Consider the following 22,675-nt stretch of genomic DNA (forward strand, 5'->3'; position numbering starts at 1 on the left):
GTCCGTGGGGCTGCCGGTGGGGCTCGGGGAGGGGCTGGCCGCGCCCTTGCCGCCGGCGATCTCGGTGGCGAGGACCGGACGGAAGTAGAGCTTGGCGGTGGTGCCGACCTGCTTGCGGGCCTGCTCCGAGTTGGTGCCCTTGGGAATGTTGACGATGATGTTTTCCCGGCCCTGCGTCTGGACCTCGGACTCGGAGACGCCCAGACCATTGACACGGCGCTCCATGATGGAGACTGCGGTGTCCATGTTGGTCTTGTTGATCGCCGCCTCGTTGCCGGCCTCGGGGACCGCGCGGAGCGTGATGCTCGTACCGCCGGCGAGGTCGATGCCGAGACGCGGCTTCGTGTGCCCCGAGGCGAACATCCCACCGGTGAGCGCCGCGATGGCGATCAGGATCAGGGCCAGCGAGCGCCCCGGCTTGCTCTGGGCGCTCGCGTTCCTGCCCTTTTTAGGTGTGGCCACCTTCTCGTACTCCCTCTCGGGCCACCTCGCTCCGGATCGGCGGACGGGCGGCCATGACATGGTGTCGGGACTCCGTGCGAGCTGGGCGTGTCCCGGGGCGCGCGGGCAGGACCCACGCACCCCGGGACACGACTACTTCGCTTCGGAGTCGCCGTCGGTCTTCTTCGGCTCTGCGTCCGGCTCGGCCTTAGCCGCCTCGTCGGCCGGTTCATCGGCCGCGTCCTTCTTGCCGAGGTCGACGGCCTTGTCGTCAGCGGGGGCGTCGGCCGCGGAGTCACCGGTCTCGGTGAGGGAGGAGGCGTCGTCGGGGACGATGTCGGCGTCGGACTTCAGGTCGTGCTCGACGCCGTGGACGATGCGGTTGTACTCGTCGTCGGTGAGGACGGCGCCGATGGCGTTCTTGGCGAAGAGGAGATCGACGCCGGGCCCGGCGTCGACGAGGACGGTGTCCTCGTTGACCTCCTTGACCGTGGCGTACATGCCCCCGATGGTGCGGATACCGCTGCCGGGCTGCATCTGGTTCCGCATGTCGGCGGCGGCCTGCTGCTTCTTCTTTGCCGACCGGGTCATCAGGAACATGGCCCCGATGAGCACGATGAACGGGAGGAGGGTCAGGAGACTCACGGGTCGGTACTTCCTTCACACGACCGCGCTGTGAGCGGCCAGATGGTTGGGGGTGTGTACGCCGCCGACAAAGGCGGCATCGGCGGAGTCTAAGCGAGTCCGCGCGCAGGGAACAACGCTCAGCATGGCACCGGGGTTCCTGCTCCGGCCAATGACCTCGCCGCCCGGAGCCGTGACGGCGCCGTCACGCCCCGAACAGGTCCTGTTGTCCGTTTCCGGTGGTCTGGGACCCCGGCGGGGTGAGGCCGAGATGCGCCCATGCGGCGGGGGTGGCGACCCGGCCGCGCGGGGTGCGGGCCAGCAGCCCCTCCCGTACGAGGAAGGGCTCGGCGACCTCCTCCACGGTCTCACGTTCCTCCCCGACCGCGACAGCGAGTGTGGAGAGGCCGACCGGGCCGCCGCCGAACAGCTTGAGGAGGGCTTCCAGCACACCCCGGTCGAGTCGGTCGAGGCCGCGCGCGTCCACCTCGTACACGGCGAGTGCCGCCTCGGCGATGTCCCTGGTGATCAGGCCGTCGGCCTTGACCTGCGCGTAGTCGCGGACGCGGCGCAGCAGGCGGTTGGCGATGCGGGGCGTGCCGCGGGAGCGTCCGGCGATCTCGGCGGCGCCCTCCGGCTCGATCTCGACTTCGAGGAGGCTGGCCGAGCGGTGGATGACCCGCTCCAGTTCGGCCGGTTCGTAGAACTCCATGTGCGCGGTGAAGCCGAAGCGGTCGCGCAGCGGGGGCGGCAGCAGGCCGGCGCGGGTGGTGGCGCCGACCAGGGTGAAGGGGGGCAGCTCCAGGGGGATGGCCGTGGCTCCCGGGCCCTTGCCGACGATGACGTCGACGCGGAAGTCCTCCATCGCCATGTACAGCATCTCCTCGGCGGGCCGGGACATGCGGTGGATCTCGTCGAGGAAGAGGACCTCTCCCTCCTGGAGGGAGGAGAGGATCGCGGCGAGGTCGCCGGCGTGCTGGATGGCGGGGCCCGAGGTGATGCGGATGGGGGCGTCCATCTCGGCCGCGATGATCATCGACAGGGTGGTCTTGCCGAGGCCGGGGGCGCCGGAGAGCAGCACGTGGTCGGCCGTCGCGCCACGCGCGCGTGCGGCGCGCAGCACGAGGTCGAGCTGCTCGCGGACCTTCTCCTGGCCGATGAACTCGCCCAGGTCCTTGGGGCGCAGGGCGGCCTCGACGGCCTGGTCCTCACGGTCGGCGACGGAGTCCACCAGGCGCTCGGCGGCGTCGGCGTCGGTCGTGTCGTCCCAGTTCATGGAGTGTGCCTCGGAATCTCGGTACGGGGGTGCGGACGGCTCGGACTAGCGGGCGCGGTTCAGCGTCTGCAGGGCCGCCTTCAGCAACTGCCCCACCTGGGGCGTGCCCTTGGCGGCCTCGGCCTGCGGTGTCACCGCGGTCACGGCTTCGTCGGCCTCCCGGGTCGCGTACCCGAGGCCGATCAGGGCCGCGTGCAGCTGGTCGCGCCAGCCCGTGCTGACCGGAGCCCCCACGGCCGGGGGGCCGACGGGCGCGCCGAGCCGGTCCTTCAGCTCCAGGAGCAGTTTCTGGGCGCCCTTCTTGCCGATGCCGGGGACGGCGGTGAGGGCCTTCTCGTCGGCGGTGGCGACGGCCCGGCGCAGGGCGTCGGGACTGTGCACGGCGAGCATGGCCTGGGCCAGCCGGGGGCCCACACCGCTGGCCGTCTGGAGCAGCTCGAAGACCTGCCGCTCGTCGTCGTCGGCGAAGCCGTACAGGGTGAGGGAGTCCTCGCGGACGACCAGGGAGGTGTGCAGCTTGGCCGGCCGGCCCATGCGGAGCGTGGACAGCGTGTTCGGCGTGCACTGGACGGCCATGCCGACACCGCCGACCTCGACGACCGCGGCGTCCGGAGCGAGTGCGGCCACTGTGCCGCTGACGAAGGCGATCATGCCGTCCGGCCTTTCGGTGCTTTGGCGGTGTGCAGGGCGACGGCCTGCTGGAGTCGGTTCTGCGCGGGAGCGCGCCAGATGTGGCAGATGGCGAGGGCGAGGGCGTCGGCCGCGTCGGCGGGTCTGGGCGGTGCGCTGAGCCGGAGCAGGCGGGTGACCATGGCGCCCACCTGTGCCTTGTCGGCCCGTCCGCTGCCGGTGACGGCCGCCTTGACCTCGCTCGGGGTGTGCAGCGCCACGGGGATGCCGCGGCGGGCGGCGCAGAGCATGGCGACGGCACTGGCCTGTGCGGTGCCCATCACCGTGCGGACGTTGTGCTGGCTGAAGACGCGCTCCACGGCGACGAATTCGGGCCGGTGCTCGTCGAGCCACTGCTCGATGCCCTGCTCGACGGCGACGAGGCGGTGTCCGAGGTCGGCGTCCGCGGGCGTGCGGACGACGCCGACGCCGATCATCGTGAGCGGCCGTCCGGCGACGCCCTCGACGACGCCGACACCGCACCGGGTCAGCCCCGGGTCCACCCCCAGTACGCGCACGCGCCCTCCCCTTGTTGCGGCTGAACCGCCGCCGCTCTCGCGGACCTGGCTGAGCACCGTCGTGGTTCCTCGATCAAGGGTCGCGGTCCGTGGGCGGTGATCTTTGGCTACGCCAGGCTATCCGTTGCCACCGACAACGACAGCGGGCCGGGAGACATGTGTCCCCCGGCCCGCCGAGATCGCGGCATTCGCGGCGCGTTACGCGTCGACCTTCTCCATGACCTCGTCGCTGACGTCGAAGTTGGCGAAGACGTTCTGCACGTCGTCGCTGTCCTCCAGCGCGTCGATCAGCTTGAAGATCTTCTTGGCGCCCTCCTCGTCCAGCTCGACCTGCATGGTCGGGACGAAGTTGGCGTCGGCGGAGTCGTAGTCGATGCCGGCGTCCTGGAGGGCGGTGCGGACCGCGACCAGGTCGGTGGCCTCGCTGAGGACCTCGAAGCTCTCACCGAGGTCGTTGACCTCCTCGGCGCCCGCGTCGAGCACGGCGGTCAGCACGTCGTCCTCGGTCAGCTCGCCCTTGGGGACGATCACGACGCCCTTGCGGTTGAACAGGTACGACACCGAGCCCGGGTCGGCCATCGAGCCGCCGTTGCGGGTCATGGCGACGCGGACCTCGGAGGCGGCGCGGTTGCGGTTGTCGGTGAGGCACTCGATGAGCACCGCGACACCGTTCGGGCCGTAACCCTCGTACATGATCGTCTCGTAGTCGGCGCCACCGGCCTCGAGACCGCCACCGCGCTTGACCGCCGAGTCGATGTTCTTGTTCGGGACCGACGACTTCTTGGCCTTCTGGATGGCGTCGTAGAGCGTCGGGTTGCCCTCGATGTCGACGCCGCCCATGCGGGCCGCGACCTCGATGTTCTTGATCAGCTTCGCGAAGAGCTTGCCGCGCTTGGCATCGATCACGGCCTTCTTGTGCTTCGTCGTAGCCCATTTAGAGTGGCCGGACATCTGCCTGTCTCCTTCGCGTAACCCATCTCAGCAACGAACGCAGGAATCCTACAAGGACTCGGCTGCCCGGTTCGCGCGCACCATGTCGACGAACAGGGCGTGGACGCGGTGGTCGCCGGTCAGTTCCGGATGGAACGACGTGGCCAGCGCGGTGCCCTGACGGACCGCGACGATGTGGCCGTCGTGCTCGGCGAGCACCTCGGCCGCGGCGCCGACGGACTCCACCCAGGGGGCGCGGATGAAGACGCCATCCACCGGGTCGCCCTCGACGCCCTGGACGCCGACGGCCGCCTCGAAGGACTCGTTCTGCCGGCCGAAGGCGTTGCGGCGCACGATCATGTCGATGCCGCCGATGGTCTCCTGGCCCGAGCGCGGGTCGAGGATCCTGTCGGCGAGCAGGATCATGCCCGCGCAGGTGCCGTAGACGGGCATGCCGTCCCGCACGCGTGCGCGCAGGGGCTCCATCAGGCCGAACAGGACGGCCAGCTTGGAGATGGTGGTGGACTCGCCGCCGGGGAGGACGAGACCGTCGACCTCGGCGAGTTCTTCGGGGCGCCGCACCGGCCTGGCCACGGCATCGGCCGCGGCCAGGGCGACGAGGTGCTCCCGTACGTCGCCCTGGAGGGCCAGGACGCCTATGACGGGGGTGTCGCTCATGGGTTCCTGTGCCTTACCAGCCGCGGTTGGCGTAGCGCTCGGCCTCGGGGAGGGTGTCGCAGTTGATGCCGACCATGGCCTCGCCGAGGTTGCGGGAGGCGTCCGCGATGATCTTCGGGTCGTCGTAGAAGGTGGTGGCCTTCACGATGGCGGCGGCGCGCTTGGCGGGGTCGCCGGACTTGAAGATTCCGGAGCCGACGAAGACGCCCTCGGCGCCGAGCTGACGCATCAGGGCCGCGTCGGCGGGGGTGGCGACACCGCCGGCGGAGAACAGCACCACGGGGAGCTTGCCGAGCTCGGAGACTTCCTTGACCAGCTCGTAGGGGGCGCGCAGCTCCTTGGCGGCGGCGTAGAGCTCGTTGTTGTCGTAGCCGCGCAGGCGGGCGATCTCGTTCTTGATCTGGCGCAGGTGGCGGACGGCCTCGACGACGTTGCCGGTGCCGGCCTCGCCCTTGGAGCGGATCATCGCGGCGCCCTCGGCGATGCGGCGCAGGGCCTCGCCCAGGTTGGTGGCGCCGCAGACGAACGGCGTGGTGAAGGCCCACTTGTCGGAGTGGTTGACCTCGTCGGCCGGGGTGAGGACCTCGGACTCGTCGATGTAGTCGACGCCGAGGGACTGCAGGACCTGGGCCTCGACGAAGTGACCGATGCGGGACTTGGCCATGACCGGGATCGAGACGGCCTCGATGATGCCCTCGATCATGTCCGGGTCGGACATGCGGGCCACGCCGCCGTCCTTGCGGATGTCGGCCGGGACCCGCTCCAGGGCCATGACGGCGACGGCGCCCGCGTCCTCGGCGATCTTCGCCTGCTCCGGAGTGACGACGTCCATGATGACGCCGCCCTTGAGCTGCTCGGCCATGCCGCGCTTCACTCGGGCGGTACCGGTCTCGGGAGCCTGGTTTTCGGAGATGGACACGGGTGACCTCGCTGGTGGGAAAGGGGGTTTCTGCAGCACTGAGGAAACGCGAGAGAACCAGGCCACAGCAAGGGCCAATGGGAACGCCGTGGATCCTTTTGTGTCGGTCGGCCGGAAAACGCCGTGTGAACGGGGCTCAGGCGGCCCGGTCCACCAGGGCCACCGGAGGCTCGTCGTCCATTTCGAAGGCCATCGGGAAGGGCGCGTGACCGGCCAGGCGGAACCAGCGCACCTTGCGGTGCCGGCGCAGGGCCCGGGCCGCCCGTACGGCGTCGTTGTGGAAGCGCCGGGCCATCGGCACCCTGCGGACCGCCTCGGTGAGTTCGCGGGCCGCTTCCTCTCCCCCGGGCGCCTCGCGCACCGCCTCCACCTGCGGGGCCTCCCCGAAGACCGCCCTCAGCGCCTGGCTCAGGTCGCTCTCGGCGACCTCCCGCTGTTCCTCCTCGGCCTGCCGGGCGGCGTGCGCGGCCTCGTACAGCACGATCGAGGCGGCCGGGTCGAGGACCCCGGAGGTCGCCAGTTCCTGCGCCACCGAGGCCCGGCGCAGCAGCTGCGCGTCCAGGGCGGCCCGGGCGGCGTCGATACGGGCGTGGAGACGGTCGAGCCGGCCGGCGGTCCAGCTCAGGTAGAGCCCGACCGCGACCAGGGCGACGGCGATCCAGATGAGAGTGGTGGTCACGGGCGGCAAGGCTAGCGGCACGGGCGTCCTCGCCGTTCACCCCGCCCCGCCGGTGGCCGGCCGCCGGCCCGGTGTCAGTCCCGGGCGAACCCCAGCCGCCCCCAGAGCCCGGTCGTGCGCTCGTCCTCGGCGACCGCCGCCGCTCCGGCCGTCACCGTCTCGTAGACGGACAGGATGTCAGCGCCGACGGTCGACCAGTCGAAGCGCCGCACGTGGGCGCTCCCCCGCTCGCGCAGCTCCGCCAGCCGCTCCGGGTCGGCCAGGAGCCGTAGGGCCGCGTCGGCCAGGGCGTCGGCGTCCTCGTTGGGGAACAGTTCGCCGGCCGCCCCGCGGTCCAGGACCTGGGCGAAGGCGTCCAGGTCGGAGGCGAGGACGGGGGCTCCGGCGGACATGGCCTCGACGAGGATGATGCCGAAGCTCTCACCGCCGGTGTTGGGCGCGACGTACAGGTCGACGCTGCGCAGGAAGCGGGCCTTGTCCTCGTCGCTGACCATGCCGAGGAACTCGACGCGGGACCGCAGCCCGGCCGGCAGGGACTCCACGGCCTCCTTCTCGTCGCCGCGCCCGGCGACCAGCAGCCGGGTCTGCGGGCGGGTGGCGAGGATCTTCGGCAGGGCCCTCATCAGCACCGGGAGTCCCTTGCGGGGCTCGTCGATGCGCCCTATGAAGCCGATCGTGTCGCCCTGCCACTCGGCCTTGGGCTCGGCCTCGGCGAAGAAGTCGACGTCGACGCCGTTCGGGATCACGACCGCGTCGCCGCCGAGGTGTTCCACCAGCGTGCGCCGGGCGTACTCGCTCACCGCGATCCGGGCGCTGATCTTCTCCAGGGCGGCCTGGAGGATGGAGTACGCGGCGATCATCGCGCGGGAGCGCGGGTTGGAGGTGTGGAACGTGGCCACGATCGGCCCCTGGGCGGCCCAGCAGGTCAGCAGGCCCAGCGAGGGCGAGGTCGGCTCGTGGATGTGGATCACGTCGAACGCGCCGTCGTGCAGCCAGCGGCGTACCCGGGCGGCGCTCAGGAAGCCGAAGTTCAGCCGCGCCACCGACCCGTTGTACGGCACCGGCACCGCGCGCCCGGCCGAGACGACGTACGGCGGCAGCGGGGTGTCGTCGTCGGCCGGGGCCAGGACGGACACCTGGTGGCCGAGGCGGAGGAAGTACTCGGCGAGGTCACGGATGTGGAACTGGACGCCGCCCGGTACGTCCCAGGAGTACGGGCAGACGATGCCGATCCTCACGGGCGTCCCTTCTCGGGGTCGAGGTCCGCGAGCCACAGGCGCTGCAGCATGTGCCAGTCCTCCGGATGGTCGGCGATCCCTGTGGCGAAGGCGCCGGCCAGCGCCTGTGTCATGACGGACGTCTTCTCGTCGCGCGTGCCTGACTCGGGGACCTCGACGGGCGGATGGACGCGGCCCCGCATGACGGGCGAGCCGTCGTACCAGAGCGTGACGGGCAGCAGCAGGGCGCCCGTCTGCTGGGCGAGCAGGGCCGGTCCCGCCGGCATGCGCGCCGTGTCGCCGAAGAAGTCGACCTCGACACCGGAGGCGGACAGGTCGCGGTCGGCGACCAGGCAGACCAGGCCGCCGTCGCGCAGCCGCCGGGCCAGGGTGCCGAAGGCGGTGCCGCCGCTGTGCGGCAGGACCTCCATGCCGAGGCCCTCGCGGTAGGCGACGAACCGGTCGTAGAGCGTCTCGGGCTTCAGGCGTTCGGCGACCGTCGTGAACGGGATGCCGAGCTTCGTGGTGACCCAGGCACCGGCGAGGTCCCAGTTGGCCAGGTGGGGCAGGGCGAGGACGACGCCCTTGCCGGCGGCCAGGCCCTCGGTGAGGTGGTGCAGGTCCTTGACCTCGACCCCGCCCTTGATCCGCTCCGCGCTCCAGGCCGGGAGGCGGAAGGACTCCATCCAGTAGCGCAGGTAGGAGCGCATACCGGCGCGGGACAACGCGGCGAGACGCTCGGGGCTCGCGCCGGGCACCACGCGCGCGTAGTTGCTCTCCAGACGCCGGACGCCCTTGCCGCGCTGTTTCCAGGCAAGGTCGGCGATGGTCCGGCCGAGCCGCACGGCGACCGGCTCGGGGAGCTTCCTGACCGTGCTCCAGCCGAGGCCGTACAGCGCGTCCGTCAGCCGGTCCTGTGCGCTCACGTGGCCGCCTCGCTCCCGTGGGAGGCGTTCTGCTGGTTGCCCTCATTGTCCTGCGGGGCGGCGTCGTCCTGTGCAGCCTCCGCCTCTTCGGCCTCCGCGGACTCCCGGCGGACCGTGACCACCCGCTGGATCAGCGTGACGAGGCTGCCCACGGCGACGATCCACAGGGCGACGGGCAGCAGGTACTGGATGCCGGGGACCCCGAACGCGTGCAGGCCCGCGAGCCCGGCCGCGACCAGGGAGATCACCAGGCGCTCGGCACGCTCGACGAGCCCGTTGACCGCGACCGGCAGACCGATCGACTCGCCCCGGGCCTTGGTGTACGACACCACCTGGCCGCTGGCCAGGCAGAAGATCGAGACGGCGCACAGGACGAGATCGTCGCCACCACCGGCGTACCACAGGATGAAGCCGCCGAAGATAGCGCCGTCGGCGACCCGGTCGAGCGTGGAGTCCAGGAAGGCGCCCCAGCGGCTGGTGCGGCCGAGCTGGCGGGCCATGTTGCCGTCGACGAGGTCGGAGAACACGAAGAGCGTGATCACGACCGTGCCCCAGAAGAACTCGCCCATGGGGTAGAAGACCAGCGCGCCCGCGACCACACCGGCGGTGCCGATGAGCGTGACGGTGTCGGGGCTGACGCCCCGCCGGATCAGAAACGCGGCGAACGGTGTGAGGACACGCGTGAAGAATGCACGCGCGTACTTGTTCAGCATGGCCTTCCCGAGGGTCGGTGTGGCCGTCTGGCCCCTGCTGGCCACCGGCTGGCCCATCGTAGTCACGCGCGCGCGGGGGCGAGGTGCGGGCACCCGCACCCCTTTCGGGGGAACCCGCGAGCCGCTGGTGGGCGGCGCGGTCACGTCGTTCGTATGGACGCACCGTGACGGGAGTGGGAAGGTCGAATGACCGCGGGCGTCGCCGGAGCCGCACCGCACCGCACGCGGATCCCGCGTGTCCGCGCCCACAGGGACCTCACCGTGCACGGGAGGCAGGATCATGGGCGACAAGGCACAGACACACCCTGGGGCCGCCGGCAGGGCACAAGCGGCCGACCACCCTCAGTCCGTACGGAATGTGGTGCTGGTCGGCCACTCCGGATCGGGCAAGACCACGCTGGTGGAGGCCCTCGCACTCACGGCGGGGGCGGTGAACCGGGCGGGCCGCGTCGAGGACGGCGGCACCGTCTCCGACTACGACGACATCGAGCACCGGCAGCAGCGCTCGGTACAGCTCTCCCTGGTACCCGTCGAGTGGGACGGCATCAAGGTCAACCTTCTGGACACCCCCGGATACGCCGACTTCGTCGGTGAACTCAGGGCCGGTCTGCGGGCGGCGGACGCGGCCCTCTTCGTCGTCTCGGCCTCGGACGGTGTGGACGGCTCGACCCGCATGGTGTGGGAGGAGTGCGCGGCCGTGGGCATGCCCCGGGCCATCGTCGTCACGCACCTGGAGGCGGCGCGGGCCGACTTCGAGGAGATGACGCGGATCTGCGCGGAGGCGTTCGGCGCGGACGACCCCGACGCGGTCCTGCCGCTGTATCTGCCGCTGCGCGGCCCCGAGGCGCCCGACGGGCACGCGCCCGTCACCGGCCTGATCGGGCTGCTGTCGCAGAAGCTGTTCGACTACTCGACCGGCGAGCACAAGGAGTCCGAGCCGGGCGAGGACCAGCTGCCGGTGATCGAGGAGGCCCGCAACCGGCTGATCGAGGGGATCATCGCGGAGAGCGAGGACGAGACCCTCATGGACCGCTACCTCGGCGGGGAGCCGGTCGACGTCAAGACGCTGATCGAGGACCTGGAGCGGGCCGTGGCGCGCGGGGTCTTCTTCCCCGTCCTGGCCGCCGCCCCGGCCGGTGAGGGCGCCCGGCAGGGGCTCGGCACCGTGGAACTGCTGGAACTGATCACGCGCGGCTTCCCGACGCCGCTGGAGCACGACACGGTGCGGGTCACGACCATCGACGGCAAGCCGCGCCAGCTCAAACCCTGTGACCCGGACGCTCCGCTGGTCGCGGAGGTCGTGAAGACCTCCTCGGACCCGTACGTGGGCCGGCTGTCGCTGATCCGCCTGTTCTCCGGCACCCTGCGCGCCGACCAGACGGTCCACGTCTCCGGGCACGGGCTGGCCGACCGCGGGCACGAGGACCACGACGTCGACGAGCGGATCGGTGCCCTGTCCACGCCGTTCGGCAAGCAGCAGCGCCCGGTGTCGCACGTCATCGCGGGCGACCTGGCCTGTGTGGCCAAACTGAGCCGCGCCGAGACCGGGGACACCCTGTCCGCCAAGGACGACCCGCTGCTCATGGAGCCGTGGCGGATGCCCGACCCGCTGCTGCCGCTGGCCATCCAGGCGCACAGCAAACCGGACGAGGACAAGCTGTCCCAGGGCCTGGCCCGGCTGGTGGCCGAGGACCCGACGATGCGGCTGGAGCAGAACCAGGACACCCACCAGATCGTCCTGTGGTGTCTGGGCGAGGCGCACGCCGACGTCGCCCTGGAGCGGCTGCGCAGCCGGTACGGCGTCCAGGTCGACGTCGTCCCCCACCGGGTGTCCCTGCGCGAGACGTTCGCGGACAAGTCGGCCGGCCGGGGCAGGCACGTCAAGCAGTCCGGCGGGCACGGCCAGTTCGCGATCTGCGAGATCGAGGTCGAGCCGCTGCCCGGCGGGTCCGGCATCGAGTTCGTCGACAAGGTGGTGGGCGGCGCGGTGCCCCGGCAGTTCATCCCGTCGGTGGAGAAGGGCGTACGGGCCCAGGCTGCCAAGGGAGTGGTGGCCGGATATCCGCTCATCGACGTACGGGTGACCCTCCTGGACGGCAAGGCGCACTCGGTGGACTCCTCCGACGCCGCCTTCCAGACGGCCGGCGCCCTGGCGCTGCGGGAGGCCGCGGCCGACGCGCGGATCCATCTGCTGGAGCCGGTCGCCGAGGTGTCGGTGCTGGTCGGCGACGACTTCGTGGGCGCCGTGATGAGTGACCTGTCGGGGCGGCGCGGCCGGGTGCTCGGCACCGAGCAGACACCCGGCGGGCGCACCCTGATCCGGGCCGAGGTGCCCGAGATCGAGATCGGCCGGTACGCGATCGACCTGCGGTCGATGGCGCACGGCACGGCGGGGTTCAGCCGCCGGTACGCGCGCCACGAGCCGATGCCGCAGCAGGTCGCGGACCGGGTGCGTGAAGAGGAGCGCAAGGCCTCGTAGTTGGCGCCGGGCGCCATCAAGTGCCCCCTGACGGCTCCTCTCCGCGGGGGCGGGCGGCTTGACAGGCCACCCGCCCCCGCCTGCCGGTCCGGACGGATACGCTGATGACCTGATCAACAGGTGTGCGGAGCGCGGAAGTCGGGAAGGCCGCAGATGCGGATGCGGCAGCGATGGGGGCGGCAGTGACGGACGGATTCGACTTCAGCCCTGGGGCCCAGGTGCCCCTGGCGGGTGCGAGCGGCCAGACGGCGGCGACCTACGCGCTGGCGGCGGCGGCGTACCGGGACGACGAGGTCACCAAGATCCTGGCCGCCGACAACGAGTGGCACCAGTCCAAGGTGACTCCCCCGCGCTCCTGGGCGAAGATATTCCGCCCCCGGTTCGGCGAGGCCTTCTCCCGCGCGGTGATCGACCGGATGCTGGGTGCGGGGCGCAAGCCGGTCATCCAGTCCTTCGGCATCGAGCCCCAGGTCGTCGTGGAGCACTGCCTGGCCTCCCACCGCATCCGCCGCGACCGCGACAACTGGCTCTCGGCGATCACGGTGATCTGCGGAGTGCTCTTCCTGCCCGGCTTCCTCGTGTGGTTGCTGGTGTTCACGCTGCGCACCACCATGGCCAAACGCGAGGACAAGCGCGCGGGCGCGCTCGCCACCATCCTGCTGGTCGCCGTGGGCGCGCTGGCCGTGCTGTTCCTGATCCGCACGCCGTTCACCGGATTCTGGGCCCTGTACGGACGCGCGGCGGTGATCATGCCGGTCGTCGGCTGGTTCTGGGCGAAGCAGATCTGCGAACGGACCGCCCGCGACCTGCGCGACCGCTGGTCGAGCCTGCTGTCGGGCGGTGGCGTGGGCGCCAAGATCCCCGAGGCCGTCCCCGGGAACCCCGGTGACGCGGCCGAGCAGGTCCGCAAGGAGCTGGCCCGGCTCGCCGCCGAGCAGCGGTCGAACTCGGTCTTCTACGCCGGCCCCAAGGGCATACTCGGCATGGGCACGCGCTGGGGCAGCTGGCAGCTGGCCGAGGAGCTGGTCTCCGCCGATCCGGGCAAGGATTTCCACCCGTTCCGCAGCTGGGACGTCATCGTGGCGATCCAGGGCGGTCTCGGCATGCTGGAGCGCACGTCCATCAACACCGGCGGCTTCCCCAAACCGTCCATCACGCACTGGGTCGTCACGCCGATCGGCGAGAAGGCGACGGAGGTGTCCCGGCCGAGCGGCACGGACGTCGACGCGTACACGGTCCGGACGCACGCCGTGCAGGACATCTGCAACAAGCAGCAGTTCGGCAGCGGCGACCGGCACTACCTGGGCGTGCAGTGGACCCTGTGGGACGGCCACCTGGTGATCACGATGCTGATCACGGTGACCGTGCTGCACGACACGCTGCGCATCGAGGTCACCGGGCACGCCCTGGGGCCGGTCAACCCGCTGTTCAACGAGAAGCCGGCGGCCAAGGAGAAGTCGGTGCAGAAGTCTCTCCGGTTCTGGGAGACCCGCACCGTCAAGCTCCCGCTGATCGACGCCGACGAGGTGGTACGGCTGGCCGCGCGCGCCCCGCTGACCTGGTATCCGCCGCTGCTGAACTGGCTCGGCGGCAGCCTGACGCTGCCGGAGCCGTTCGGTCTGCGGCACGCGTGGGCCGACCAGCCGTGGCGGCACCGGTTCATGGCCGACGACGCGCTGCGGGCGGCCACGCCCGTGCTGCGGGTGGTGCATGCGGCGGCGCTGAAGGTGCTGCGGGAGAACGGGGTGGACGTGGAGAAGTTCGGGTCCAGGTCGTCGGCGCTCAGCGGGGCGGTTCAGGAGGCTTCACCGAAGAAGGCGGACGTCTACGACGCGTAGGCAGGTCGGCGCCGCCGCGGGCAGTCGTGCCGCTGGGGCGATGGGGGTCCCCCCTGCTCGAGCGAAGCCGAGAGCTTGGGGGAGGGTGGGCGCGGCGGCACCCCGCAGCGCCGGGCTGCGCGCCCACCCGGCAGTGCGACAAGCCGGCTGTGCCGGCCGATGCGCCTCACGAAGGCCAGGACTCCGCCAGCATCTTCCTCGTGTCCGCCAGCAGCTGCGGCAGCACCCGCGTGTGCCCCACCACCGGCATGAAGTTCGTGTCGCCGCCCCAGCGCGGCACGATGTGCTGGTGCAGGTGCGCTGCGATACCCGCGCCGGCGACCGTGCCCTGGTTCATGCCGATGTTGAAGCCGTGTGCGCCGGAGGCCGTGCGCAGGGCCGCCATGGCCTGCTTGGTGAGTTCGCCCAGCTCGGCGGTCTCCCCCGCCGTGAGGTCGGTGTAGTCGGCGACGTGCCGGTAGGGCACGGTCATCAGGTGCCCGCCGTTGTACGGGTAGAGGTTGAGCACCGCGTAGACCTGCTCGCCGCGCCGGACGACGAGCCCGTCCTCGTCGGACTTGGCCGGGATCGAGCAGAAGGGGCAGCCGTCGCCGGCGCCCGGGCCGGTGGGCTTGTTCTCACCCTGGATGTAGGCCATCCGATGGGGCGTCCACAGACGCTGGAACGCGTCCTGCGTCCCCACTCCCAGCTGCTGCTCCGGCTCACTCGTCATGCAGTGCAGCATATGGCGTCGAGCTGAGGGGACGACAAAGGCCCCCGGGAGCTCCCAGGGGCCCGTGCGGCGCGGGATCAGACCTGAGCGCGCTCCTCCACGACCTTCTGGATCTTCGCGATGGCCTCGTCGAACGGGATGCCGTTCTCCTGCGAGCCGTCGCGGTAGCGGAAGGACACCGACTCGTGGGACATGTCCTCGTCGCCCGCGATGACCATGAAGGGCACCTTCTGCTTCTGGGCGTTGCGGATCTTCTTCTGCATGCGGTCGGAGGAGGAATCGACCTCGACGCGCAGGCCCTTCTTCTTGGCCGCCGCGGCGAACTTCTCCAGGTACTCCACGTGCGCGTCGCCGATCGGGATGCCGACCGCCTGGACGGGGGCGAGCCACGCCGGAAAGGCACCCGCGTAGTGCTCCAGGAGCACCGCGAAGAACCGCTCGATCGAGCCGAACAGCGCGCGGTGGATCATGACGGGGCGCTGCTTGGCGCCGTCGGGACCCGTGTACTCCAGGTCGAAGCGCTCCGGGAGGTTGAAGTCGAGCTGGATGGTCGACATCTGCCAGGTGCGGCCGATGGCGTCCTTGGTCTGGACGGAGATCTTCGGGCCGTAGAAGGCGGCGCCGCCCGGGTCGGGGACCAGGGGCAGGCCCTGCTTCTCGGCGACCTGGCGCAGCGTCTCCGTGGCCTCTTCCCAGGCCTCGTCAGAGCCGACGAACTTCTCCGGGTCCTTGGTGGAGAGCTCCAGGTAGAAGTCCGTCAGGCCGTAGTCGCGCAGCAGGCCGAGGACGAAGGTGAGCGTCTTGTCGAGCTCCTCCGACATCTGCTCGCGCGTGCAGTAGATGTGGGCGTCGTCCTGGGTGAAGCCGCGGGCCCGGGTCAGGCCGTGCACGACGCCCGACTTCTCGTACCGGTAGACGGTCCCGAACTCGAAGAGGCGCAGCGGCAGTTCACGGTAGGAACGCCCGCGCGCGTCGAAGATCAGGTTGTGCATCGGGCAGTTCATGGGCTTGAGGTAGTAGTCCACGCCCTCGTCGAGCTGCATGGGCGGGTACATGCCGTCGGCGTACCAGTCCAGGTGGCCCGAGGTCTCGAAGAGCTTCCCCTTGGTGGCGTGCGGGGTGTAGACGAACTCGTAGCCCTCTTCCTCGTGGCGGCGCCGCGAGTAGTCCTCCATGACCCGGCGGATGATGCCGCCCTTGGGGTGGAAGACGGCGAGGCCGGAGCCGATCTGTTCCGGGACGGAGAACAGGTCGAGTTCGCTGCCGAGCTTGCGGTGGTCGCGCTTCTCGGCCTCGGCGAGGAACTCCAGGTGTGCCTTCAGCTCGTCCTTGGTGGGCCAGGCGGTGCCGTAGATGCGCTGGAGCATGGGGTTCTTCTCGCTGCCGCGCCAGTAGGCGGCCGCGTTGCGCATCAGCTTGAACGCCGGGATGGCACGGGTCGACGGCAGGTGGGGGCCCCGGCAGAGGTCCTTCCAGCACAGGTCGCCGGTCTTGGCGTCCAGGTTGTCGTAGATCGTCAGCTCGCCGGCGCCGACCTCGACGTCCGCGCCGTCGTCGTGCGAGGCGGAGCCCTTGAGGCCGATCAGCTCCAGCTTGTACGGCTCGTCGGCCAGCTCCTCACGGGCGGCCTCGTCGGTCACCACGCGGCGGGAGAAGCGCTGACCCCGCTTCTGGATCTCCTGCATCTTCTTCTCGATGGCCTTGAGATCCTCGGGCGTGAACGGCTTCTCGACGTCGAAGTCGTAGTAGAAGCCGTCCTTGACGGGCGGGCCGATGCCGAGCTTGGCCTCGGGGTGGAGCTCCTGCACAGCCTGCGCCATGACGTGCGCGGTGGAGTGGCGCAGGATGTTCAGGCCGTCCTCGGAGGAGATCTCGACGCCCTCGACCTCGTCGCCCTCGGCCAGGGCGTACGACAGGTCCCGGAGCTCACCGGCCACGCGCGCGGCGATGATCGAGCGCTCGCCGGCGAAGAGCTCGGCGGCCGTAGTGCCCGTCGTCACCACGCGTTCTTCCCGCTCGGAATCGCGCTGGATGATCACACGGACGTCTGACACCGGTCTCTCCTGACTGAAGGGGGCCGCGGGCGCCATACCGGAGCGCGCGCACGAGTAAGGATCGTACCGACCCGGGACGGCCCTTCGCGAAATCAGTCCCCGCAGTCCCCTCCGCAGGCCTCCTCGAAGAAGTCGAGGTTCTCGTGGAGCTCCTTCATCAGGCGGTCCCGCTCAGCGTCGTCGACCTGGACGGGGACGACCCCGTGGGCTCCCGTGAGGCGGCGGAACCCGTCCCGGCTCTCCAGCCGCCCCTGCACCCGGACCGGGAGCCCGACGAGGTGGGCGTGCCCGGCGATCCGGTACGCCTCCTCGTCGAGGGTGATCCGGACGTATCGCACGTCGGCCCCGGCCAGCACGCGCAGCCGTACGGTGCCGTCGCCGCGCGGCCCGGACCGGCGCAGCCGGACCACCGCTCCCGTGATGCGCACCGTGACGGCGGGTTCCTCGCGCCGGTAGCGGGCACCCGCCTCACGCAGCACGGCCAGGTCGCCGGGCGAGAACTCGACGGGCTCGGCTGAGGGCGCGCAGCCCTGAGGGACACCGGCCGCCGGGGCCCACTCGACGGCGATCCGGGCGCCCTCCGTGCCGCGGACGAGGGCGACGAGGGCCTCGGTGAGCTCGTGGCTCACGCCGGCCTCGACCGCCGCGTCGAAGGCGTCCATGCCGCCGGTGGCCCGCTGGTAGTCGATGGCCTCCCGGGCTGCGAACAGGGCCTGGTGGAGGCGCACCGCCAGGGGGCGGCCGCCCGCGACGGGCACGAAGGCGGTGAGCCGGCCGTCGGTGGCGGAGCCGACCAGGACGTGTCGCAGGGCCGCGGCGGCGGAGCGCCGGTGGCGGGCGCCGTGGTAGCCGGCCCGGGCGCGGGCGGCGAGGGCCGCGGCGAGCAGCATCCGGCGGGCGGCGCCGCGCAGCCGGTCCTCGACGGTCCAGGACGCGGCGCCGGCGGGCCCGGCGGGGACATCGTGCCACCAGCGGATCTCGTCGCTGGGGACGGCGAGGGAGACGAGGACCTCGCGGGCGGACGGCGAGCCGCTGCGGGACAGGGCGAGCAGGGCCTCGCCCAGCAGGTCGTCGCTGTCGGGGAAGGCGCGGCTCTCGGGCACCAGGAGGCTCGTGCCGGATCCGCCGGGTCCGGGCGGGGTCCAGCGGCCGTAGCGTCCGGGGGCGCCGCCGCGCCGCTGCCAGCCGTGCCGGCGCAGCAGGGCGCTCAGCACGGCCGGGTCGACGTCGACGGGCTCGGGCGGAGGGCCGCCGCTCCGGAGGGTGTCGACGGGGTGGGGCCGCACGGGCCTCAGAGGCTCCTCGGTCGGGCGGTGCGTCACGGTTTCCCTCCCGTCCCGACCCGCGTCATGATCTCGCACAGGGCCCGGTCGTCGAAGATGCGTGAGGTCGGTATCCGCACGGTGGTGCGGCGGCGGCCGGTGATCGGCTGTCCTGCGAGGTTGGTCCAGTAGCAGCAGTGCCTCAGGTCGAGCCGCTCGTGGCCGGCGCGCAGCCAGTCGTCCTGGGCGCGCGGCACCAGCATCACCACGAGGATCTTGTGCACCGACACGGGTGTGCGGGCCAGTTTCGCCAGGTGGTCGTTGTCGAGCGTGAAGGCGAAAGTGCGGCCCGGCGGGTTGGGCGGCACCTGGTACGTGGCCTTGAGCTGCACCTTGATGGTGACCTCGTCGTCGACCGTGTGCCCGGGGGCGCTGTGGCTGACGTGCCAGTCGATGCCGTTGTCGGGAAAAGGCTGGGAGAGCGAGCAGCCGGCGGCCGCCGCGACGGCGTGCAGATAGCCGACCTGCAGTGTCTCCATGCAGGCGGTGGTGGCGAGAGTGCCGCGGGAGGGAGCCGTGCGCTCGGGCAGCAGCCCGCCCCGTTCGGGCTGCGCTATGGCCATGGCCAACAGCCTTCCAGAACAAGTGATTCCCCGTGGCGGGCCGCTGAACTGCAACAACCCGTACTCCTGTTGTCTCCTTCCGGCGTACAGCGCAAACAGGCCGGGTATCACCGGATCGGGCAGCGGACGGTGCGTCAACTGCCGATGGTGAACGAGGGGTTGTGGTGGCTATGACGACGTGCTGGTACGAGGGGCCGCTGGCCGCCTTCGACACGGAGACGACGGGCGTGGACGTGGAGACCGACCGGATCGTGTCGGCCGCCGTCGTCGTCCAGGACGCGCCGGGCACCCGGCCGCGGGTGAGCCGCTGGGTGGTGAACCCGGGCGTGCCGGTGCCGGCCGAGGCGACGGCGGTGCACGGGCTGACGGAGGAGCACCTGCGGCTCAACGGCCGCTGGCCGGCGCCGGTGATGTACGAGATAGCGCAGGCGCTGGCCGAGCAGGCGCACGCCGGGCGCCCGGTCGTGGTGATGAACGCGCCGTTCGATCTGACCATGCTGGACCGGGAGTTGCGCCGCCACCGTGCCTCGGCGCTCGGCCGCTGGTTCGAGTCGGCGCCGCTGTCCGTGCTCGACCCGCGGGTTCTGGACAAGCACCTGGACCGCTACCGCAAGGGCCGCCGCACCCTGACCGACCTGTGTGCGCACTACGGCGTCGCCCTGGAAGGCGCGCACGACGCGGCGGCCGACGCCGTGGCGGCGCTGGAGGTCACCCGGGCGGTGGGCCGCCGGTTCGCGTCCCGGCTGGAGCGTCTCGCCCCGGGCGAGCTGCACACCCTGCAGGCGGTGTGGCACGCGGCGCAGGCGCGGGGCCTGCAGGCGTGGTTCGCGCGCAGCGGTGTGGAGGAGGCGGTCGACCCGGCGTGGCCGCTGCGCCCGGACCTGCCGGCGGCGGCCTGAGCCGCGCCGTCCCGAGCATGAAAAAACCGGTCCGTCTGCGACGGACCGGCTGTTTCCGGTGGGCGATACTGGGTTCGAACCAGTGACCTCTTCGGTGTGAACGAAGCGCTCTCCCACTGAGCTAATCGCCCGGGAACGCACTGAACAATACAGCTCCGGGCACGCTTCCTTCAAACCGCTCGCAGGTGCCGGAGGAGTCCGCGACGCCCCGACCGCATCATCAGCGCGTGGTTGGCGCGGAAGACGGGCCGTCCCGGTACGGCGAGCCGCCGCAGCAGCGGCTTGTGCACGCTGACGGCCTGGTCGTACCGCGCGAGACTGCCCGTGCCGTGCGGTGTGACCGTCCAGCGTGCCCAGCCCTCCATGTCCCCGGACAGCGTGGTCTCCAGCACGCCGGCCGCGGGATCGCGCCGCACCTCCCGCGCCGTGAAGGTCATGCCGTACGGCACGACGGAGCGGATGCGGATCACCCCGGTGGTGTCGTCGAGCCGGGTCACCTCCCGCACCTGGGGCCACCAGCGCGGGTAGTCCTCGGGGCGCTCCAGCACGTCGTACACGGTGGCGGGAGGTGCGGGCAGGGTCCACAGGCTGCGGAAGCGGTAATGGTTCCAGTCCATGGCGGAAGTCTGCCCAGTCGCGAGGCGGACCGTCTGAGTACGCGCCTGAGTATCCGCACTCATGCCGCGCGAGGTGACGCGGACCACACTGCGAGCCATGACCCACCTTCCGCCCCCGGCCGAGGAATTGCGGCTCCTCGATGCCGAACTCTGGCAACTGGACGCACGCCGAGCCCAGTTGCTGACCCGTCGTGCCTGGCTGGTTGCGGCCCTGCACCAGACGGGGCAGCCGTCGCGGGCCCAGGCCTCGGCCCAGCCGCCGCCCGCCGCTGCGCCCCGCCCGGAGACGGCCGCGCCCAGCGTTCAGAACCTGCTGCTGGTCCTCGGCGGCGTCCTGCTGACGCTGGCGGCGGCGGTGTTCACACTGGTCAGCTGGGGGCACCTGGGGATCGCCGGGCGTGCCCTGGTGCTCGGCGCGCTCACGCTGGCCACGCTCGCCGCGCCCGTGGCACTGCTGAAGCGGGGGCTGCGGTCGACGGCCGAGTCCGTGGCGGGCCTCGGGCTCGCCCTGACCGTCCTGGACGCCTACGCACTGCACGCGGCGGCCCTCTCCGGGACGGACGGCACCGCGTACGCGGCCGCCGCGTCCGCGGTGCTGACGGTGACCTGGTCTGCGTACGGCCTGCTGCCGGTCACGGCCGCGCTGCGCCTGCCCCTGCCCTGCGCGCTGGCCGCGGCCCAGTTCCCGCTGCTGCTGTGGGCCCTGTCCGCCGGCGCCAGCGCGTACGCGATCACGGCCGCGATGCTGGTGACGGCCGGGCTCGACGCGGTGGCGGTGCTGCGGCTGACGGCCGGCGCCGCGCGGATCACCGCGGTCGTCGGTGCGTACGGCATGGGCGGCTGGGGTGTTCTCGGTGCCGGGTGGCTGTCCTTGACGGCCGGCGGTCCGGGTGACGCTGCCCGTGCCGGTGCACTGCTCCTGCTCGCGGCGGCGATCGCCCTGGGTACCGCCCGGCAGGCACCGGGCAGCAAGCACGCCCTCGGCCTCGCGATCACGTCCGGGCTGCTCGTGGTGGCCGCGCTCGGCGGGACGGCCCGTTCCGGGGTGACCTCGGAGTGGGCGGTTCCGGCTCATCTCGCCGCCGGTGTCGCCCTGTTGGGGACAGTGTGGGCCGAACGGCTGCCGGACGTCATGCGCAGGGGCTTCGTCTGGGCCTCCGGTGTCGTCCAGGCGCTGGCGGTGCTGTGGACGCTGCCCGTCGTCGCCGTGGTGCTGCTGGGTCCGGCCGGCCGGCTGGGCCGGGTGTGGAGTGGCGCTCCGGCGGACGCCCGTGCGGCGGTGGCCGCCGATGTGCCCTGGCCGCCGGACGCGGCAGTGGCCCCCCTGGTGCTGCCGGCCGTGGCTGCCGTTCTCGCTCTGGCGGTCCGCCCGCAGCAGTGGCGTGGGCGTGCCCGGCTGGGTTCCGTGGGGCTGCTCTGGGCCACGGCTCTGATGCTCCCCGCGGTCTTCGAGGCTCCGTACCCGGCGGGGATGCTGGTCCCGGGCGTCATCACGGCGGTCGCCCTGTACGCGTGCCGGACCACGGAGGGGGCCGCGCAGGTCACGGCCCTCGTCCTCGCCCTGGTCACGGCCGTCGGCCTCACCCTGGTCTCGCTCGCCTCCCAGTCCGCGACCCTGGTCGTGCTGGCCGCACTGACAGCGCTGTTCGCAGCGGCCTCGTGGCGGGCGGGCGTCGCCCCCTTCACGGCTCCGGCCGCTCTCGTGCACGCCGCCGCGCTGGCCGCGGCGTCGGGTGCCGCGGCGGACTGGCCGCCGGCCCGAACCGCCCTGCCGGTACTGGCGGTCGCAGGTGCCGCCGCCCTGCTGGCGGCGCGCCTCGGCCCGTCCCGGACGACGGTGCCCGTCGAGGCCGTGGGTGCCGCCGTCGGTCTGTTCGCCGTGGCTCTCGCCGTCACCGACCCGCCGATGCTGGCCCTGGTGCTGGCCCTGTGCGGGGTGATCGCCGCGGGGACTGCCCTGCGCGACGGGCGCCGTCCCGTCGGCTACGCGGCCACGGCCCTGTTCGTGCTGGCCGCGTGGGTACGTCTGGCGGCCTGGGACGTCGGCACGCCCGAGGCGTACACGCTCCCGGTGACCGTCCCGGCGCTGCTCGTCGGCGCCCTGCGCCGACGCCGCGACCCGCAGGCCTCCTCCTGGACGGCTTACGGCCCGGGACTCGCCGTCACGCTCCTGCCGAGCCTGATCGCGGCCTGGGCGGACCCCCACTGGACGCGGCCACTGCTGCTGGGCGGTGCGGCGCTGCTGGTCACGCTGCTGGGTGCCCGGCACCACCTCCAGGCGCCGCTACTGCTCGGCGGCTCGGCCCTCGCCCTGGTCACCCTGCACGAACTCACCCCGTACGTCGTGCAGGTGACGGGGGCGCTCCCCCGCTGGGCACCTCCCGCCCTCGCCGGGCTCCTGCTGCTCGCCCTCGGGGCGACGTACGAGCAGCGGATCCGGGACGTCCGGCGGGTGCGGGCGGTCCTGGGGAGGATGGACTGACAGCTTCCGAGGCCGTCTCGACTGCGGACAAGTCCCGTGATGTCATACGTTCTCCGATCGGACGCCGCGTCGGCGGCACGCTCGGGCAGGGGACGGGGGGCATCATGACGGACCTGGGG

General features: G+C 71.9%; 20 protein-coding genes, 1 tRNA gene and 1 pseudogene. 4 read left to right on the forward strand and 18 right to left on the reverse strand.

Annotated features, from left to right (window positions below; genetic code table 11):
• The 12 genes and pseudogenes from C1J00_RS15660 to pgsA all read right to left on the reverse strand — a co-directional run.
• A pseudogene (locus tag C1J00_RS15660) lies at positions 1 to 462 on the reverse strand (protein translocase subunit SecD); the annotation flags it as partial.
• Between the two features lie 132 nt (positions 463 to 594).
• On the reverse strand, positions 595 to 1,086 hold the full coding sequence (yajC, locus tag C1J00_RS15665; protein ID WP_102909689.1) for a preprotein translocase subunit YajC: 492 nt from the start codon (positions 1,084 to 1,086) through the stop codon (positions 595 to 597).
• 184 nt (positions 1,087 to 1,270) lie between these two features.
• The gene (ruvB, locus tag C1J00_RS15670) at positions 1,271 to 2,341 is read right to left on the reverse strand and encodes a Holliday junction branch migration DNA helicase RuvB (protein WP_102909690.1); all 1,071 of its coding nucleotides are present in this window, start codon (positions 2,339 to 2,341) and stop codon (positions 1,271 to 1,273) included.
• A gap of 45 nt (positions 2,342 to 2,386) precedes the next feature.
• On the reverse strand, positions 2,387 to 2,992 hold the full coding sequence (ruvA, locus tag C1J00_RS15675) for a Holliday junction branch migration protein RuvA (protein WP_102909691.1): 606 nt from the start codon (positions 2,990 to 2,992) through the stop codon (positions 2,387 to 2,389).
• Positions 2,989 to 3,528 (reverse strand): crossover junction endodeoxyribonuclease RuvC, encoded by a 540-nt coding sequence (gene ruvC, locus C1J00_RS15680; protein WP_097215554.1) that lies wholly within the window; start codon positions 3,526 to 3,528, stop codon positions 2,989 to 2,991. Before ruvC ends, ruvA begins: the two co-directional genes overlap by 4 nt.
• Before the next feature lie 198 nt (positions 3,529 to 3,726).
• Positions 3,727 to 4,479 (reverse strand): YebC/PmpR family DNA-binding transcriptional regulator, encoded by a 753-nt coding sequence (locus tag C1J00_RS15685; protein WP_102909692.1) that lies wholly within the window; start codon positions 4,477 to 4,479, stop codon positions 3,727 to 3,729.
• Between the two features lie 48 nt (positions 4,480 to 4,527).
• Positions 4,528 to 5,136 carry a pyridoxal 5'-phosphate synthase glutaminase subunit PdxT gene (gene pdxT, locus C1J00_RS15690; protein ID WP_102909693.1) on the reverse strand — a complete coding sequence of 203 codons (609 nt, stop codon included), beginning with the start codon at positions 5,134 to 5,136 and terminating at the stop codon, positions 4,528 to 4,530.
• 13 nt (positions 5,137 to 5,149) lie between these two features.
• Complete coding sequence (gene pdxS / locus C1J00_RS15695) at positions 5,150 to 6,055, reverse strand: pyridoxal 5'-phosphate synthase lyase subunit PdxS (RefSeq protein WP_031139038.1); 906 nt, start codon at positions 6,053 to 6,055, stop codon at positions 5,150 to 5,152.
• Positions 6,056 to 6,191: 136 nt separating this feature from the next.
• Entirely contained in the window at positions 6,192 to 6,734 is a 543-nt protein-coding gene (locus C1J00_RS15700) for a LemA family protein (RefSeq protein ID WP_102909694.1), read from the reverse strand.
• A gap of 74 nt (positions 6,735 to 6,808) precedes the next feature.
• Positions 6,809 to 7,972 (reverse strand): glycosyltransferase family 4 protein, encoded by a 1,164-nt coding sequence (locus C1J00_RS15705; RefSeq protein WP_102909695.1) that lies wholly within the window; start codon positions 7,970 to 7,972, stop codon positions 6,809 to 6,811.
• Entirely contained in the window at positions 7,969 to 8,877 is a 909-nt protein-coding gene (locus C1J00_RS15710) for a phosphatidylinositol mannoside acyltransferase (protein ID WP_102909696.1), read from the reverse strand. The genes C1J00_RS15705 and C1J00_RS15710 overlap by 4 nt, the downstream gene beginning before the upstream one ends.
• On the reverse strand, positions 8,874 to 9,647 hold the full coding sequence (gene pgsA / locus C1J00_RS15715; RefSeq protein ID WP_245936358.1) for a phosphatidylinositol phosphate synthase: 774 nt from the start codon (positions 9,645 to 9,647) through the stop codon (positions 8,874 to 8,876). The genes C1J00_RS15710 and pgsA overlap by 4 nt, the downstream gene beginning before the upstream one ends.
• Before the next feature lie 223 nt (positions 9,648 to 9,870).
• Between pgsA and C1J00_RS15720 the strand changes: the two genes are divergently transcribed.
• The gene (locus C1J00_RS15720) at positions 9,871 to 12,069 is read left to right on the forward strand and encodes an elongation factor G-like protein EF-G2 (protein ID WP_102909697.1); all 2,199 of its coding nucleotides are present in this window, start codon (positions 9,871 to 9,873) and stop codon (positions 12,067 to 12,069) included.
• 170 nt (positions 12,070 to 12,239) lie between these two features.
• A complete protein-coding gene (locus tag C1J00_RS15725) occupies positions 12,240 to 13,907 on the forward strand; it encodes an AbeC-like domain-containing protein (protein WP_102909698.1) in 1,668 nt (555 codons plus the stop codon).
• Positions 13,908 to 14,073: 166 nt separating this feature from the next.
• Here the strand turns inward: C1J00_RS15725 and C1J00_RS15730 are convergent, their stop codons facing one another.
• The 4 genes from C1J00_RS15730 to C1J00_RS15745 form a co-directional block, all read right to left on the reverse strand.
• Positions 14,074 to 14,631: an HIT family protein gene (locus C1J00_RS15730; RefSeq protein WP_102909699.1), complete on the reverse strand. Its 558-nt coding sequence runs from the start codon at positions 14,629 to 14,631 to the stop codon at positions 14,074 to 14,076.
• Positions 14,632 to 14,696: 65 nt separating this feature from the next.
• Positions 14,697 to 16,673 carry a threonine--tRNA ligase gene (gene thrS, locus C1J00_RS15735; protein ID WP_102909700.1) on the reverse strand — a complete coding sequence of 659 codons (1,977 nt, stop codon included), beginning with the start codon at positions 16,671 to 16,673 and terminating at the stop codon, positions 14,697 to 14,699.
• A 92-nt stretch (positions 16,674 to 16,765) separates the two neighbouring features.
• The gene (locus C1J00_RS15740) at positions 16,766 to 17,995 is read right to left on the reverse strand and encodes a hypothetical protein (protein ID WP_102909701.1); all 1,230 of its coding nucleotides are present in this window, start codon (positions 17,993 to 17,995) and stop codon (positions 16,766 to 16,768) included.
• Positions 17,992 to 18,558: a DUF4365 domain-containing protein gene (locus C1J00_RS15745; protein ID WP_102909702.1), complete on the reverse strand. Its 567-nt coding sequence runs from the start codon at positions 18,556 to 18,558 to the stop codon at positions 17,992 to 17,994. The genes C1J00_RS15740 and C1J00_RS15745 overlap by 4 nt, the downstream gene beginning before the upstream one ends.
• Before the next feature lie 170 nt (positions 18,559 to 18,728).
• Between C1J00_RS15745 and C1J00_RS15750 the strand changes: the two genes are divergently transcribed.
• The gene (locus tag C1J00_RS15750) at positions 18,729 to 19,457 is read left to right on the forward strand and encodes a 3'-5' exonuclease (RefSeq protein WP_102909703.1); all 729 of its coding nucleotides are present in this window, start codon (positions 18,729 to 18,731) and stop codon (positions 19,455 to 19,457) included.
• 59 nt (positions 19,458 to 19,516) lie between these two features.
• Here the strand turns inward: C1J00_RS15750 and C1J00_RS15755 are convergent.
• Both C1J00_RS15755 and C1J00_RS15760 read right to left on the reverse strand, forming a co-directional pair.
• Positions 19,517 to 19,588: transfer RNA gene (locus tag C1J00_RS15755), tRNA-Val, on the reverse strand.
• A 39-nt stretch (positions 19,589 to 19,627) separates the two neighbouring features.
• A complete protein-coding gene (locus C1J00_RS15760; protein ID WP_102909704.1) occupies positions 19,628 to 20,074 on the reverse strand; it encodes an SRPBCC family protein in 447 nt (148 codons plus the stop codon).
• Positions 20,075 to 20,171: 97 nt separating this feature from the next.
• Between C1J00_RS15760 and C1J00_RS15765 the strand changes: the two genes are divergently transcribed.
• A complete protein-coding gene (locus C1J00_RS15765; RefSeq protein WP_245936357.1) occupies positions 20,172 to 22,556 on the forward strand; it encodes an SCO7613 C-terminal domain-containing membrane protein in 2,385 nt (794 codons plus the stop codon).
• Positions 22,557 to 22,675 lie beyond the last annotated feature (119 nt).

The sequence above is a fragment of the Streptomyces cahuitamycinicus genome, from assembly GCF_002891435.1.
Taxonomy (GTDB): domain Bacteria; phylum Actinomycetota; class Actinomycetes; order Streptomycetales; family Streptomycetaceae; genus Streptomyces; species Streptomyces cahuitamycinicus.